At 71.3% G+C, this 13180-nt stretch carries 15 protein-coding genes; 8 read left to right on the top strand and 7 right to left on the bottom strand.

Annotated features, from left to right (window positions below; translation table 11 throughout):
• Positions 1-77 precede the first annotated feature (77 nt).
• The 3 genes from AC0682_RS16090 to AC0682_RS16080 form a co-directional block, all read right to left on the bottom strand.
• Positions 78-824, bottom strand: coding sequence for a transglycosylase SLT domain-containing protein (locus AC0682_RS16090; RefSeq protein ID WP_254812855.1), 747 nt, complete (start codon positions 822-824; stop codon positions 78-80).
• A 272-nt stretch (positions 825-1096) separates the two neighbouring features.
• A complete protein-coding gene (locus AC0682_RS16085; protein ID WP_478533400.1) occupies positions 1097-2278 on the bottom strand; it encodes an S-adenosylmethionine:tRNA ribosyltransferase-isomerase in 1182 nt (393 codons plus the stop codon).
• Positions 2279-2352: 74 nt separating this feature from the next.
• Positions 2353-3078 carry an SDR family NAD(P)-dependent oxidoreductase gene (locus AC0682_RS16080; protein WP_478533399.1) on the bottom strand — a complete coding sequence of 242 codons (726 nt, stop codon included), beginning with the start codon at positions 3076-3078 and terminating at the stop codon, positions 2353-2355.
• Positions 3079-3420: 342 nt separating this feature from the next.
• Here AC0682_RS16080 and AC0682_RS16075 point away from each other — a divergent pair, with 342 nt between their 5' ends.
• Together AC0682_RS16075 and AC0682_RS16070 are read left to right on the top strand one after the other, a co-directional pair.
• Positions 3421-4566, top strand: coding sequence for a GAF domain-containing sensor histidine kinase (locus AC0682_RS16075; RefSeq protein WP_254812858.1), 1146 nt, complete (start codon positions 3421-3423; stop codon positions 4564-4566).
• Positions 4559-5203, top strand: a complete 645-nt coding sequence (locus tag AC0682_RS16070) for a response regulator (protein WP_254812859.1) — start codon at positions 4559-4561, stop codon at positions 5201-5203. The genes AC0682_RS16075 and AC0682_RS16070 overlap by 8 nt, the downstream gene beginning before the upstream one ends.
• A 260-nt stretch (positions 5204-5463) precedes the next feature.
• Here AC0682_RS16070 and AC0682_RS16065 read toward each other — a convergent pair whose 3' ends face one another.
• Positions 5464-6249 (bottom strand): hypothetical protein, encoded by a 786-nt coding sequence (locus AC0682_RS16065; RefSeq protein ID WP_478533397.1) that lies wholly within the window; start codon positions 6247-6249, stop codon positions 5464-5466.
• Positions 6250-6415: 166 nt separating this feature from the next.
• On the opposite strand from AC0682_RS16065, the gene AC0682_RS16060 reads away from it, so the two are divergent.
• The 4 genes from AC0682_RS16060 (at position 6416) to AC0682_RS16045 (ending at position 9754) form a co-directional block, all read left to right on the top strand.
• Positions 6416-7213 carry an ABC transporter ATP-binding protein gene (locus tag AC0682_RS16060; RefSeq protein WP_254812861.1) on the top strand — a complete coding sequence of 266 codons (798 nt, stop codon included), beginning with the start codon at positions 6416-6418 and terminating at the stop codon, positions 7211-7213.
• Between the two features lie 143 nt (positions 7214-7356).
• Entirely contained in the window at positions 7357-7785 is a 429-nt protein-coding gene (locus tag AC0682_RS16055) for an NfeD family protein (protein ID WP_254812862.1), read from the top strand.
• 115 nt (positions 7786-7900) lie between these two features.
• Entirely contained in the window at positions 7901-8902 is a 1002-nt protein-coding gene (locus tag AC0682_RS16050; RefSeq protein ID WP_175535184.1) for an SPFH domain-containing protein, read from the top strand.
• A gap of 78 nt (positions 8903-8980) precedes the next feature.
• Entirely contained in the window at positions 8981-9754 is a 774-nt protein-coding gene (locus AC0682_RS16045) for a sulfite exporter TauE/SafE family protein (protein WP_478533396.1), read from the top strand.
• An 82-nt stretch (positions 9755-9836) separates the two neighbouring features.
• Here AC0682_RS16045 and AC0682_RS16040 read toward each other — a convergent pair whose 3' ends face one another.
• From AC0682_RS16040 to AC0682_RS16030, 3 genes are all read right to left on the bottom strand, one after another.
• Positions 9837-10349, bottom strand: a complete 513-nt coding sequence (locus AC0682_RS16040; RefSeq protein WP_254812864.1) for an HNH endonuclease — start codon at positions 10347-10349, stop codon at positions 9837-9839.
• 138 nt (positions 10350-10487) lie between these two features.
• Entirely contained in the window at positions 10488-11024 is a 537-nt protein-coding gene (locus AC0682_RS16035; protein WP_478533395.1) for a YbhB/YbcL family Raf kinase inhibitor-like protein, read from the bottom strand.
• A 130-nt stretch (positions 11025-11154) separates the two neighbouring features.
• A complete protein-coding gene (locus tag AC0682_RS16030; protein ID WP_478533394.1) occupies positions 11155-11937 on the bottom strand; it encodes a sporulation protein in 783 nt (260 codons plus the stop codon).
• 97 nt (positions 11938-12034) lie between these two features.
• Here AC0682_RS16030 and AC0682_RS16025 point away from each other — a divergent pair, with 97 nt between their 5' ends.
• The gene (locus AC0682_RS16025) at positions 12035-12679 is read left to right on the top strand and encodes a DNA-3-methyladenine glycosylase (protein ID WP_478533393.1); all 645 of its coding nucleotides are present in this window, start codon (positions 12035-12037) and stop codon (positions 12677-12679) included.
• Between the two features lie 237 nt (positions 12680-12916).
• A partial coding sequence (locus AC0682_RS16020) for a hypothetical protein (RefSeq protein WP_478533392.1) occupies positions 12917-13180 on the top strand: 264 nt, incomplete at its 3' end.

The following is a 13180-nucleotide window of genomic DNA, read 5'->3' as shown; positions in this document are numbered from 1 at the left end:
GACGCCGAGGCCGGCACCCCGCGGGGTGCCGGCCTCCGGCGTGTGCGTGGCTGGGCCCGGCCTCGGTACGGCTGGACTCAGTACGCGCTGTTGACGTTGTCCATGGAGCCGTAGCGGTCGGCCGCGTAGTTGCAGGCGGCGACGATGTTGGCGACCGGGTCGTACAGGTCCTTCTTGGTGCCCTTGACGTGGTACCGGTCGAAGGTCGGCTGGATCACCTGGAGAAGGCCCTTGGACGGGACGCCGTTGCGGGCGTTGATGTCCCAGTTGTTGATCGCCCAGGGGTTGCCGCTGGACTCCCGGATGATGTTGCGGTGGATCCCGTTGTAGGAGCCCGGGATGCCTTCCTTCTTCATGATCGCCATGGCCTCGCGGATCCAGCCGTCCAGGTTGTTGGCGTAGACGGGCTTGCGCCCGGTGGAGCGGTTGGCGGCCTGGTCGCCGCGCTTCTCGGCGTCGGCCTTGGCCTTGGCGGCCTTCTCGGCCTTGGCCTTCGCGTCGGCCGCGGCCTTGGCCTTGGCGGCCTTCGCCTTGGCCTCGGCGGTGGCCTTGGCCTTGGCGGCGTCGGCGGCCTTCACGATCTGCTCGGCGGTGGCGTGCTGTTCGAGGAGGCTGTCCTGCACGGTCTTGGCCTGTGCGGAGCCTCCGGCGAAGGCGACGGGGGCGGCAGCGGCGGCTGCCTGCGGGGCAATCTCGGCTTCGGCGTTCGACGGGACGAGCGAGAAGGTCAGGGAGGCGACGGCCAGGGCCGACACACCGGCCACGGAGATCTTCTGGACCTTGTTCAGACGACGGAGACGGCTGGGAATGCGAGTCGCAGACATGTAGGGCTACCTCTTCGAATGCTCAGGTGTCCTCACGGAGGACGAGACCGGAGGCGGTGAAGCGCACCTCCGTCGGGGACGAGAGCAATTCTTAGCGGCAGCAAAATCGCGTGGCAAAGGTGTGACGTACGAAGCCGAGTAGTGGAAGAGGGTCCCGTTAGTCCGAAATAAGCCCTAGGTGTGCCCCCTCAAAACGCCCTTACCTACCCACTAGGTGCGTTCGTAAGTGACGTGGGCCCTATGCCCGGCCTCACATCGGCGACGCGCCCGACTCACCTTGCGTTGCTGGAGCAATTCGGAACGTTACGTTCCTCATTCGGCAGGATGAGGTGGACGTCCCCGAACTCGTGCCAGAGGTAGCGCCGCTCCAGCGCCGCCTCGTACCCGCGGAGCAGCGCCTCGCGGCCGGCCACCGCCTCCAGCATCAGCAGATGCGAGGCCTCCGGCTCGTGCAGCCCGGTCAGCAGCCCGTCCACCACCCGCACGCCCCGGCGCGGTGTCACCACCAGGTCGGTCCACCCCGCCCCCGGCCGCACCACCCCGCCCGCCTCCACCGCCGACTCCAGCGCCCGCACCGCCGTCGTCCCCACCGCGATCACCCGGCCGCCCGCCGCCCGCGCCGCGTTCACCAGCCACGCCGTGGCGGGCGGAACCGAGAACCGCTCCGGATACGGCGGTTCGTGCGCCTCGGCCGACGCCACCCCCGTATCCAGCGACAGCGGGGCGAACTGCACCCCGCGGCTCACCAGCTCCGCCACCAGGGCGGCCGTGAAGGGGCGGGCCGCACTCGCCATCTCCGCCGAACCGCTCCCGTCGGGCGCCGCCACGGAGAAGACCGTCTGGTACGCGGAGAGGGGCTGATCCCGCTCCGTGTACCCGTACCGGATCGGGCGCCCGTACCGCCGCAACAGCCCCGGCACCCCCTCGGGCACCCGCGCCCACCAGAGCCGGGCCCCCGCCGCGGGCCCCACCCCGACGGGAGCCGCCCTGCCCGGCCCCGCCGCCGCGGCCCCCGCCGCCGCGGACCCCGGAGCGAGCCCCGGCTCCGGGGGCAGAGTGCCCCCCATCGGCTCCTCCAGCACCAGCTCCCGCCCGCCCGGCAGCCGCACCACCGCCCCGGCGGGCCCGCCCGGGCGCGGCACGGTGGCCCCCGACGGACCGGGCGCCCGCAGCTCCACCGCCCACCGCCCGTCCTCACCCCGCGTCGAGAAGTGCACGACGACCCGCTCCCCGCCCACCCGCCCGTTCACCGCGGCAGGCAACGTCGCCGACGTGTTCACCACCAGCACGTCCCCGGCCCGCACCTGCCCGGGCAGCTCCCGGAACGCATGGTGCGAGACGTCCGTCCCCCGCGTCACCAGCAGCCGTACGTCGTCCCGCCCCGCCCCCCGCTGCTCGGCAGGCACCCGGGCCGACAGCTCCGGCGGTACCCGCAGCGCTTCCAGCGAGGACACCCCGGCCCCCGCCCGGCACCCCCCACCCACCGGAGCGCCCGAGCCCCCGTCCCGCCGCACCGCACCCATCGCACTCACCGCGCACCCCCGGCAGCCCCCGGGCCGTCCTCCAGCAGGGCCGGAGCGGAGAACCGCCCACTGGCCGGCCGCTCCCGCACCAGCCGCAGGAACGCGGGCGCCACACGCGCGGGCGACGGCCGCCGCTCCCCGCCGTCCTTCGGCACCGCGGCCTCGTACAGATCCGTGTCCATGTCCCCCGGGTCGACGGCCCACACCCGCAGCCCCGGCTCCTCCACGCCCAGCACGGCCGCCAGTTGGTCCAGGGCCGCCTTGGACGCCCCGTAACCGCCCCAGGTCTCGTACGCCGTCGCCGCCGCGTCCGAGCTGACCACCACGACCGCCCCCGCGGCGGACGCCCGCAGCAGCGGCAACGCCTCCTGTACGAGACCGAGCGCGGCCACCACGTTGGTCTCCAGCGCCTGCCGCAACCCCTGAAGCGGGTGCGCCTCCAGCCGGACCAGCGGCTCGGCGCCCAGCACACTCGCATTGCTCACCAGCAGGTCGAGCCCGCCCAGCTCCCCGGCCGCCGCCATGAGCTCCGCCCGGTGCGCCGCGTCCGTGACATCCCCGGGAACAGCCACCACCCGGGTCCCGTACCGCTCCCGCACCTCCTCCGCCGCAGCCTCCAGCACCCCGGCCGTCCGCGCGTCCAGCACCAGCTCCCAGCCCTGCCCGGCCAGCACCTCGGCCAAGGCACGCCCCAGCCCCTTCGAACCACCCGTGATCAACGCGACCGGCATGGTGACCGTCCCCTTGGTCCGCGCAGCTACCTGCGCATCGGCGTCCGCCGGGCGACCCCCGGCGCCTCCAACGTAGAAAGACGCACCGGCGCCCCGCCTCGCCCCTGAGCCGCACCCGCCCACGGCACTTCGTCCTAGTCCTCAGGAAGCCCTGGTCCCTCGGGCCTCCTCGGCCCCGCGCCCCCGGGCTCGGCCCTGGGACGTCCGCCCCGGACCTACGGCCTCCGACCGGTCCTACGACCTCCGACCCGGTACCGGCCAGAACCGGCCTAGGACCACCGGCCACCGGCAGCGGCCCCCGGCCCGATACGGCCCCCGCGCCCCCGCCGGTACGGTGATCCCATGAGTCATCGCCCAGCGTCGGGCCTCGCCGCGGTGAGCGCCGCGCTGCTCGCCATGAGCCGGCATCTTGAAGTGGGGGACGTCCTCAAGACGATCGTCGCCTCCGCCCGCGAACTCCTCGACGCCCAGTACGCGGCGCTCGGGGTCCCGGACGACCACGGCGGCTTCGCCCAGTTCGTGGTCGACGGGGTGAGCGACGAACAGTGGAAGGCCATCGGCCCGCTGCCCCGCCAGCACGGCATCCTCGCCGCGATGCTCCACCAGGCGAAGCCCGAACGGCTCGCGGACGTCCGCGCGGACCCCCGCTTCGGCGGCTGGCCCGAAGCGCACCCCGACATGTCGGACTTCCTCGGCCTGCCCATCACGGACGGGGACGAGATCGTCGGCGCGCTCTTCCTCGCCAACAAGATGTGCCCCAAGCCCGCCGGAGGCTGCGGCTTCACCGCCGAGGACGAGGAACTGCTCTCGATCCTCGCCCAGCACGCCGCGATCGCCCTCACCAACGCCCGCCTCTACGAGCGCAGCCGCGAGCTGACCATCGCCGAGGAGCGCTCCCGCCTCGCCCACGAACTGCACGACGCGGTCAGCCAGAAGCTGTTCTCGCTCCGGCTCACCGCCCAGGCCGCCGCCGCCCTCGTCGACCGCGACCCGGCCCGTGCCAAGGGGGAGCTCCAGCAGGTGGCCGCCCTCGCCGCAGAAGCGGTCGACGAGCTGCGGGCGGCGGTCGTGGAGCTGCGCCCGGCCGCCCTCGACGAGGACGGCCTGATCGCCACCCTCCGCACCCAGATCCAGGTCCTGGACCGGGCCCACGCGGCCCGGGTCACCTTCGAGACCGGCGGCGTACGCGCCCTGCCCGCCGCCCAGGAGGAGGCGCTGCTCCGGGTCGCCCAGGAGGCCCTGCACAACGCCCTGCGCCACTCCGGCGCGGAGCACGTGGACGTCACCCTGACCCGGCGCTCCACCTGGACCGTCCTGCGCATCACCGACGACGGCACCGGCTTCGACCCCACCGCCGTCCGCCGGGCGGGCCGCCATCTGGGGCTGGTCTCCATGCGCCACCGGGCCAAGAGCGTCGGCGGCCGGCTCACCGTTGCTTCGGAGCCCGGAAAGGGCGCCACGATCGAGATGGAGGTCCCCGGTGGCTGACAAGACCATCAGGGTGCTGCTGGTCGACGACCACCAGGTCGTCCGCCGTGGACTGCGTACGTTCCTGGAGATCCAGGAGGACATCGAGGTCGTCGGCGAGGCGTCCGACGGCGCACAGGGCGTGGCCCGCACCGAGGAGCTGCGGCCCGACGTCGTCCTCATGGACATCAAGATGCCCGGCACCGACGGCATAGAGGCCCTGCGCAGACTCCGCGAGCTGGACAACCCGGCGAAGATCCTCATCGTCACCAGTTTCACCGAGCAGCGCACGGTGGTCCCGGCCCTGCGCGCCGGAGCCTCCGGTTACGTCTACAAGGACGTCGACCCGGACGCCCTCGCCGGCGCCATCCGCTCGGTCCACGCCGGGCACGTCCTGCTCCAGCCGGAGGTCGCCGGCGCGCTCCTCGCCCAGGACGACGCCGGCAGCGGGACGGGGAGGGGGAGCACGCTCACCGAGCGCGAACGCGAGGTGCTCGGCCTGATCGCGGACGGCCGCTCCAACCGCGAGATCGCCCGCGCCCTCGTCCTCTCCGAGAAGACGGTCAAGACCCACGTGTCGAACATCCTGATGAAGCTCGACCTGGCGGACCGCACCCAGGCCGCGCTGTGGGCGGTACGGAACGGGGCGGCGGGCTGAGACCCGCGCCGCCCCGGGCCCAGACGCGCAACGCTGGGCGGGTGCCATCCGAACGGCGCGTCCTTCCGTGCCGTGCGGCGCTCTCCAGGGGCGGGCCGCGGCGGCTTCCCGCAGCTTGCCCCGGAGGAACCCGCAGTGCAGAACCTGAAGAAGGCCGCCGCCGTCACCACGGTCGTCGGGGGGCCCATCGCCGTCGGCGCGGGCGCGGCCTCCGCCGACCTCACCGTCCGTCCGGCGCCCGAGGGCGAAGGTCCGCAGGCCTACCGCCGAACCTCCCCGCCCTCGACGTACGCGTTGTACGCGGCGACAACCGCCCGCCGAGCCACCCGCTCCACCGGCCGCAACGCGGCCCCCCGCGCCGCGATCTCCGACGCACTCACCGCACCCCCGTGCCCGGATCCGTACGCCACCGAGACCAGCAGCCCCACCCGCTGCGCCAGCTCCAGCACCCGTGCCGCCCGCGGCGGATACCCGGGCGCCAGCACCTCCCGGCCCCCCTGCGCCCGTGCCCGGTACGCGTCCACCGCCGCCTCCGCCACCGGACCGGAACCGGCCACATCCAGCCGGGACAGCAGCGCCGTCGCATCCCGCAACGCCTCCGCCAGCTCCCGCTCCGCCTCGCCCAGCGACGGCACGTCCGCCGGCGGCGCCTCCCGCACCGGCAGCACCCGCCACACCACCTCGACGTGGCGATCCCCCTCGGGCCCGGCCTCGGACACCTCCGGCACCAGCCCGTACGGCGCCCCGTACGCGACCACCGCCTCCTCCGCCTCCAGCGCCCGCGCGTTGAAGTCCGCCGGCCCCGACAGCCCCAGCGGATGCCCCGGCACCGGCAGCGCCACCCGGAATCCGGCCGCCCCCAGCGCCCGCAGCCGGCCCAGCGCCAGCGTCAGCCCGACCGGCCCCGCCTCACCCGGCAGCCCCTCGACGCGGTGCACCGCGTCCTCCCCGACAATCGCGCCGACGGCGTCGTCCGGCGAGACGAGCCCCGCCAGCAGCGCGTTCCCCCAGGCGGCCAACAACCCTGAACGTGGTTCAACAAGCATGGAGACAGCCTAGGGGGGTGTCCCGTCGGCCATGCCGGGTCCGGAACGACCCGGGTTACGGACCTCACGGCCGGACCGCTTGCGCCGTGGCGTAGGTTTTCCTCTGGGACCGTGCCCACAGGCACGCGACGATCTCGACGAGACTGCATGGGGAGACAACGCGCTCATGAGCGATGTACTGGAGCTGGTGGACGTATCCGTGGTCCGCGACGGACGCGCTCTGGTGGACGACGTCTCCTGGTCGGTCAAGGAGGGGGAGCGCTGGGTCATCCTCGGCCCCAACGGCGCCGGCAAGACGACGCTTCTCAACCTCGCGTCCAGCTACCTCTTCCCGAGCAGGGGAACGGCCACCGTCCTCGGCGAGAAGCTGGGCGGCGTCGGCACCGACGTCTTCGAGCTGCGCCCCCGCATCGGCATGGCGGGCGTGGCGATGGCCGACAAGCTGCCCAAGCGGCAGACCGTGCTCCAGACGGTCCTCACCGCCGCGTACGGCATGACCGCCACCTGGAACGAGGACTACGAGGCCGTCGACGAGGAGCGCGCCCGCGCCTTCCTGGACCGCCTCGGCATGACCGAGTACCTGGACCGCACGTTCGGGACGCTCTCCGAAGGAGAGCGCAAGCGCACGCTGATCGCCCGCGCGATGATGACCGACCCTGAGCTGCTGCTCCTCGACGAGCCCGCCGCCGGACTCGACCTGGGCGGCCGCGAGGACCTGGTCCGCCGCCTCGGCCGGCTCGCCCGCGACCCGTACGCCCCCTCCATGATCATGGTCACCCACCATGTCGAGGAGATCCCGCCCGGCTTCACCCACGTCCTCATGATCCGCCAGGGCAAGGTCCTCGCCGCCGGCCCCATGGAGACCGAGCTGACCTCCCGCAACCTCTCGCTCTGCTTCGGCCTGCCGCTGATCGTCGAGCACACCGGCGACCGCTACACCGCCCACGGCCTGCCGCTCTCCTGACCCCGGGGCACCCGCCACAGCCCTCCCGCCCATCGCCCGGCCCGACCGTCCCGGCGCAATCCGCCGGACACGTACCGCAGTTGTCCACAGTTGACCACCCCTGCGCCCTGTCGGTGACGCACCGACAGTCCTACGATGACCAGGTGGACATCGACGCGTGGGTGTGGTGGCTGATCGTCGCGGCGGGGCTGGGCATCCCCCTCGTCCTGACCGCGATGCCCGAGTTGGGAATGTTCGCGGTCGGGGCGCTGGCCGCGTCCGTCACGGCTGCGCTCGGCGGCGGCATCGTCGCCCAGGTGCTGGTCTTCGTCGTGGTGTCGGTGGCGCTGATCGCCGTCGTCCGCCCGATCGCCGCCAGACACCGGGCCGGGCAGACCGGACACGCCAGCGGCGTCGACGCCCTGAAGGGCCGTCAGGCGGTCGTCCTGGAGCGGGTCAGCGCCGCCGGCGGCCGCATCAAGCTCGCCGGCGAGGTCTGGTCGGCCCGCTCGCTCGACGAGGGCCAGGTCTTCGAGCCCGGCCGACAGGTCGATGTCGTGGACATCGACGGAGCGACGGCCGTCGTCATGTGAGCGAACGGCGCACGACGCGGCCGCAGTTCTGCGAGACTCGAAGTCGATCATGCCGATCACCCCGTGAGTCGATCGCCATGAGATCCGTCGGCAACCGAAGGGCACGAGAGACACGATGCAACCGATCATCATCGTCCTGATCATTCTGGTGGTGCTCGTCTTCATCGCCCTGATCAAGACGATCCAGGTCATCCCGCAGGCCAGCGCCGCCATCGTGGAGCGCTTCGGCCGCTACACACGCACCCTCAACGCGGGTCTGAACATCGTCGTCCCGTTCATCGACTCCATCCGCAACCGGATCGACCTCCGTGAACAGGTCGTGCCCTTCCCGCCGCAGCCGGTGATCACCCAGGACAACCTGGTCGTCAACATCGACACCGTCATCTACTACCAGGTGACCGACGCCCGCGCCGCGACCTACGAAGTCGCCTCCTACATCCAGGCGATCGAGCAGCTCACCGTCACCACGCTCCGCAACATCATCGGCGGCATGGACCTGGAGCGCACCCTCACCTCCCGCGAGGAGATCAACGCGGCCCTCCGGGGCGTCCTCGACGAGGCCACCGGCAAGTGGGGCATCCGCGTCAACCGCGTCGAGCTCAAGGCGATCGAGCCGCCCACCTCCATCCAGGACTCGATGGAGAAGCAGATGCGCGCCGACCGTGACAAGCGCGCGGCGATCCTCACCGCGGAAGGCATCCGGCAGTCCCAGATCCTCACCGCCGAGGGCGAGAAGCAGTCCGCGATCCTGCGCGCCGAGGGTGAGGCCAAGGCAGCCGCCCTCAAGGCCGAGGGCGAGGCCCAGGCCGTACGCACGGTCTTCGAGGCCATCCACGCCGGAGACCCGGACCAGAAGCTCCTGTCGTACCAGTACCTCCAGATGCTCCCGAAGATCGCCGAGGGCGACGCCAACAAGCTCTGGATCGTCCCCAGCGAGATCGGCGACGCCCTCAAGGGCCTCAGCGGAGCCTTCGGCAACCTCGGGGGCGGCGTCCCCGGCTTCGACACCAGCGGCAACGGAGGAAACGGGGGCAACGGCGGAAACGGAGGAGCCCCCGGAGTGGTCAACCCCCGCGGTGCGGCCGTCGAACGGCGTGAGGAACCCCCGGTCCACTGACGCACCACCCCCTTCGTGCATGATCAGTGAGGCCCCTCGACCTTCATGGCGGGGAGGCGTCACTGACCATCGAAGGAGATGGCCTTGTCCATCTGGGAAATACTCGCCGTCTTCGCGGCGGGCGTCGGCGCGGGCACGATCAACACCATCGTCGGCTCAGGCACCCTGATCACCTTCCCCGTCCTCCTCGCCACCGGCCTCCCCCCGGTGACCGCCACCGTCTCCAACGCACTCGGCCTCATACCCGGCTCCATCAGCGGAGCCATCGGCTACCGCAAGGAGCTGGCGGGCCAGCGCCGCCGCATCCTCAGACTGAGCGTCGGAGCAGCCGTCGGCGGCCTCACCGGAGCCACCCTCCTCCTCGCCCTGCCCTCCACGGCGTTCGAGACGATCGTCCCGGTCCTGGTCGCCCTGGCCCTCGTCCTGGTGATCCTGCAACCACGCATCAGCAGAGCCGTCCAGAACCGCCGCGACCGCACCGGATCCCCGGCCCGCCCCGACGGCGGCCCGCTCCTCTTCACCGGCCTCACCCTCGCCAGCGTCTACGGGGGATACTTCACCGCCGCCCAGGGGATCATCTACCTCTCCCTCATGGGCATGCTGGTCGACGACACCCTCCAGCGCCTCAACGCCGTCAAGAACGTCCTGGCCGCCGTGGTGAACAGCATCGCCGCGCTGTTCTTCCTCTTCGTCGCGGACTTCGACTGGACGGCGGTCCTGCTGATCGCGGTCGGCTCCGCCATCGGCGGCCAGATAGGCGCCAAGGTCGGCCGCCGCCTCAGCCCCACCCTGCTCCGCGTCCTGATCGTCGCCGTCGGCACGGCGGCCATCGTCCAACTGCTGCTCCGCTGACACAGGTGGGCCCGCCCCCAGCAAGGGGACGGGCCCACCTGTCCGTCAACAGCCCGACGTACGCGACCGATGCCACCGCTCCCTACGCGGCAGCCGCCGCCCGATCCAGCCACTCGGGCAGCTCCGCCCGGTCACCGGCCCCCATCGCCAGCAGCATCGCCTCGGCGGGGGAGGGCACGAACGGCTGCTTCAGCAGCGGCATCCCCGCCTGCTCCGGAGTCCGGGCCGCCTTGCGGTGGTTGTCCTCGGCGCAGGAGGCCACCGTGTTCAGCCAGGTGTCCTGACCGCCCTGGGCCCGCGGCACCACATGGTCGACGGTGGAGGCCCGCTTCCCGCAGTACGCGCACCGGTACTGGTCCCGTACGAGCACACCCCTCCGGGACCACGGCGCCTGTCTTCGGAACGGCACCCGTACATACCGGCAGAGCCTGATCACCCGGGGCGCCGGAATGTCCACGGCGGCACCACGCATACGCAGCTGGGGATGCGACTGCTCGACGACGGCCTTGTCCGTGAGGATGAGGACCACCGCACGGTTGAGCGTCACTGTCGACAGCGGCTCGAAGCTCGCATTGAGAACCAGCGTGTCACGCATCCTGCCCACCTCCCGTGTGCCGCCCGCCCCCTGGCAGGCCCGGACCAACTCTGGCTGGGCAGGCCGCGATGGACAACGCAATAAAAAATGCCCTGCTCTGGTCTCTCCAAGACCAGAGCAGGGCAAACAACAGGCGAACTAATCGATGACGGGAGCCTCGTACTCACCGATCAGATGAGCACGCCCCAGCGTGTGGAACCGGAGGTTGAACCCGACCACCGCGGGCGAGGAGTCACTGTCGGCGCCGAGCTTCTCGGTGTCCACCGCGTACACGGTGAACACATAGCGGTGGTTCTCCCCGGCGGGCGGCGCGGCCCCGCCGAAGTCCTTGGACCCGTAGTCGTTACGGGCCTGAACGGCCCCGGCGGGCAGCCCCTCGAACGCACCGCTGCCCGCCCCCGTCGGCAGCTCGGTCACCGACGCCGGGATGTCGAAGACCACCCAGTGCCAGAACCCGCTCCCCGTAGGGGCGTCCGGGTCGAAGCACGTCACGGCGAAGCTCTTGGTCTCCGCCGGGAACCCCTCCCACCGCAGCTGCGGCGACGTGTTCCCGGACGCGAGCACCTGGGCGTCCCCCAGCACGGCACCCGGCGCGAGGTCATCGCTCGTCACGGTGAACGCGGGTACCTCCGGATGGAAGTCGTGCGGGAGCGGGGCCCTCTTCGGCTCGGTCACGTCAGCACCTTTCCTGATCGACAGCATCGACGGCTCTTGGCCAGGTCCGTCCTCGACCTCAACAGATCATGGACGTGTTTCCATACCCGCCCCGCGAAGGCACCGCTCGCCAGGGCTCCCGACCCGTGTCCTACAGCCAGTTGCGCTGACCGCCGACCTGGGCCAGCCACTGGTTGAGGTAGGCCGCCCAGTCCGTCTGGTGGAAGTCGTGCAGACCGACCTTGAACGCCCGGTACGAGTCGCTGCCCTCGCTGAACAGGCCGCCCTTCTTGTCCATCTCCAGGACCACGTCCATCTCGCGGTCGTCCGCGACGAACGTCAGCTCGACCTGGTTCAGCCCCCGGTACTGGGCAGGCGGTACGAACTCGATCTCCTGGTAGAAGGGCAGCCGCTGACGCGACCCACGGATGTGACCGCGCTCCATGTCCGCGCTGAGGAAGCGGAACCCCAGCTGCCCGAAGGCGTCCAGAATCGCCTGCTGCGCCGGCAGCGGGTGCACGTTGACCGGGTCCAGGTCACCGGAGTCCACCGCGCGGGCGATCTCCAGCTCGGTGAAGACCCCGATGTCCATCCCGCGCAGATGCTGACCCGCGAACATGGTGACCGGCGTCTCCCAGGGGATCTCCAGACCGAACGGCACCACGTGCACCGCCCCCGCCTGCACCTCGAAGGCCCCGCCCAGCCGCACCTTGGCGAACTCGATGTCCTGCTTGGTCTCCTGGTCACCGCTCTCGACCTCGACCCGCGCCCGCAGCCCGACGGACAGCCCCTCGATCTGCTGGGGAACCGAACCGCCCTGGATCCGCACCTCACCCTGCACGACCCCGCCGGGGACGACGTTCGCCTCGGCGAGCTCGGTCTCCACCGAGGCACCCCCGGCACCCAGACTCGCGAGCAGCCGCTTGAAGCCCATGTTCACTCCTTCTTGGTCCTGACCCCTAGATACGCGCCATGACCGTAGCCGGTTCCCGCTCCCGTCCTTGCGCCCCCTCCCAGTACCCTCGGACGCCATGACCAAGGGCCTCGACCGCACACCACTGACCCGCGACTTCTTCGAGCGATCCGTACTCGACGTCGCCCCCGACCTCCTGGGCCGCACCCTCGTCCGCCGCACCGACGAGGGCCCGATCGAGGTCCGCATCACCGAGGTGGAGGCGTACGCGGGCGAGGCCGACCCCGGCTCCCACGCCTTCCGTGGCCGCACCGCCCGCAACAGCGTGATGTTCGGCCCGCCCGGTCATACGTACGTCTACTTCACGTACGGGATGTGGCACTGCCTCAATCTGGTCTGCGGCCCGGAAGGACACGCGAGCGGGGTACTGCTCCGGGCCGGCGAGATCAACGTCGGTGCCGCCCTGGCCCGCGCACGACGAGCCTCGGCCCGAAACGACAAGGAACTGGCCAAAGGTCCGGCCCGCCTCGCCACCGCCCTCGACGTCGATCGCACGCTGAACGGCAGCGACCTCTTCGCGGGCCCCACCGCTGCCATCTCCGCTCTCCACGGCACCCCGCCCCCCGCCGACCAGGTACGCAGCGGCCCCCGCACCGGAGTCGGCGGCGACGGAGCCCACCAGCCCTGGCGCTTCTGGATCGAGAGCGATCCCACCGTGAGCCTCTACCGCGCCCACGCCCCCCGCCGCCGCAAGCCGAAGTGACGGACCATGAGCAACTTGACGAGCCCCGGGCGGACGCCTAATGTAGTCCGAGCCACTTGACACGGGTGCAGCTGTCGGCACGGCCCTTCGGACCGGACCGGCCACCCCCAAAGAGGCCAAACCACTACGACATATCACCCTGGCGGGTGCGTATTCCGCATGCCAGTCAGGTGTGCCCGTAATTCGCTGGACAGGCTCGATTATGAGCCGCCAAGGGAATGGGCTAACGTAGTGGACATGCCGAAAGGCAAGGCCGCTCCACTGGCCGCCGGAAATCGAATTCGGACCGGAAACGGAACGAAAAAGAGTCTGGTAAAGTTGGAACCGCCGAAAGGGAAAAGCGCGAAAGCGAAGAACCCTGGAAAGCGAACAGCAGGATCCCGCTTCGACCGGGAATCGGACGCGAAAGAGTCTGATAGAGTCGGAAACGCAAGACAGCAGGATACAGAAGTAAACGAAGGGAAGCGCCCGGAGGGCCCCGGTGATACGGGACCGAAGGAA

The organism is Streptomyces sp. NPDC043746 (assembly GCF_056436485.1).
This window is presented reverse-complemented; position numbering and strand designations above follow the sequence as displayed.

Excerpts from the sequence above, each read along its gene's own strand:
- AC0682_RS16050 (WP_175535184.1), top strand. The coding sequence starts at position 7,901 with ATGCAACCGATCATCATCGTCCTGATCATTCTGGTGGTGCTCGTCTTC.
- AC0682_RS16080 (WP_478533399.1), bottom strand. The coding sequence starts at position 3,078 with ATGCCGGTCGCGTTGATCACGGGTGGTTCGAAGGGGCTGGGGCGTGCC.
- AC0682_RS16060 (WP_254812861.1), top strand. The coding sequence starts at position 6,416 with ATGAGCGATGTACTGGAGCTGGTGGACGTATCCGTGGTCCGCGACGGA.
- AC0682_RS16075 (WP_254812858.1), top strand. The coding sequence starts at position 3,421 with ATGAGTCATCGCCCAGCGTCGGGCCTCGCCGCGGTGAGCGCCGCGCTG.
- AC0682_RS16030 (WP_478533394.1), bottom strand. The coding sequence starts at position 11,937 with ATGGGCTTCAAGCGGCTGCTCGCGAGTCTGGGTGCCGGGGGTGCCTCG.
- AC0682_RS16025 (WP_478533393.1), top strand. The coding sequence starts at position 12,035 with ATGACCAAGGGCCTCGACCGCACACCACTGACCCGCGACTTCTTCGAG.
- AC0682_RS16090 (WP_254812855.1), bottom strand. The coding sequence starts at position 824 with ATGTCTGCGACTCGCATTCCCAGCCGTCTCCGTCGTCTGAACAAGGTC.
- AC0682_RS16065 (WP_478533397.1), bottom strand. The coding sequence starts at position 6,249 with ATGCTTGTTGAACCACGTTCAGGGTTGTTGGCCGCCTGGGGGAACGCG.
- AC0682_RS16040 (WP_254812864.1), bottom strand. The coding sequence starts at position 10,349 with ATGCGTGACACGCTGGTTCTCAATGCGAGCTTCGAGCCGCTGTCGACA.
- AC0682_RS16045 (WP_478533396.1), top strand. The coding sequence starts at position 8,981 with ATGGCCTTGTCCATCTGGGAAATACTCGCCGTCTTCGCGGCGGGCGTC.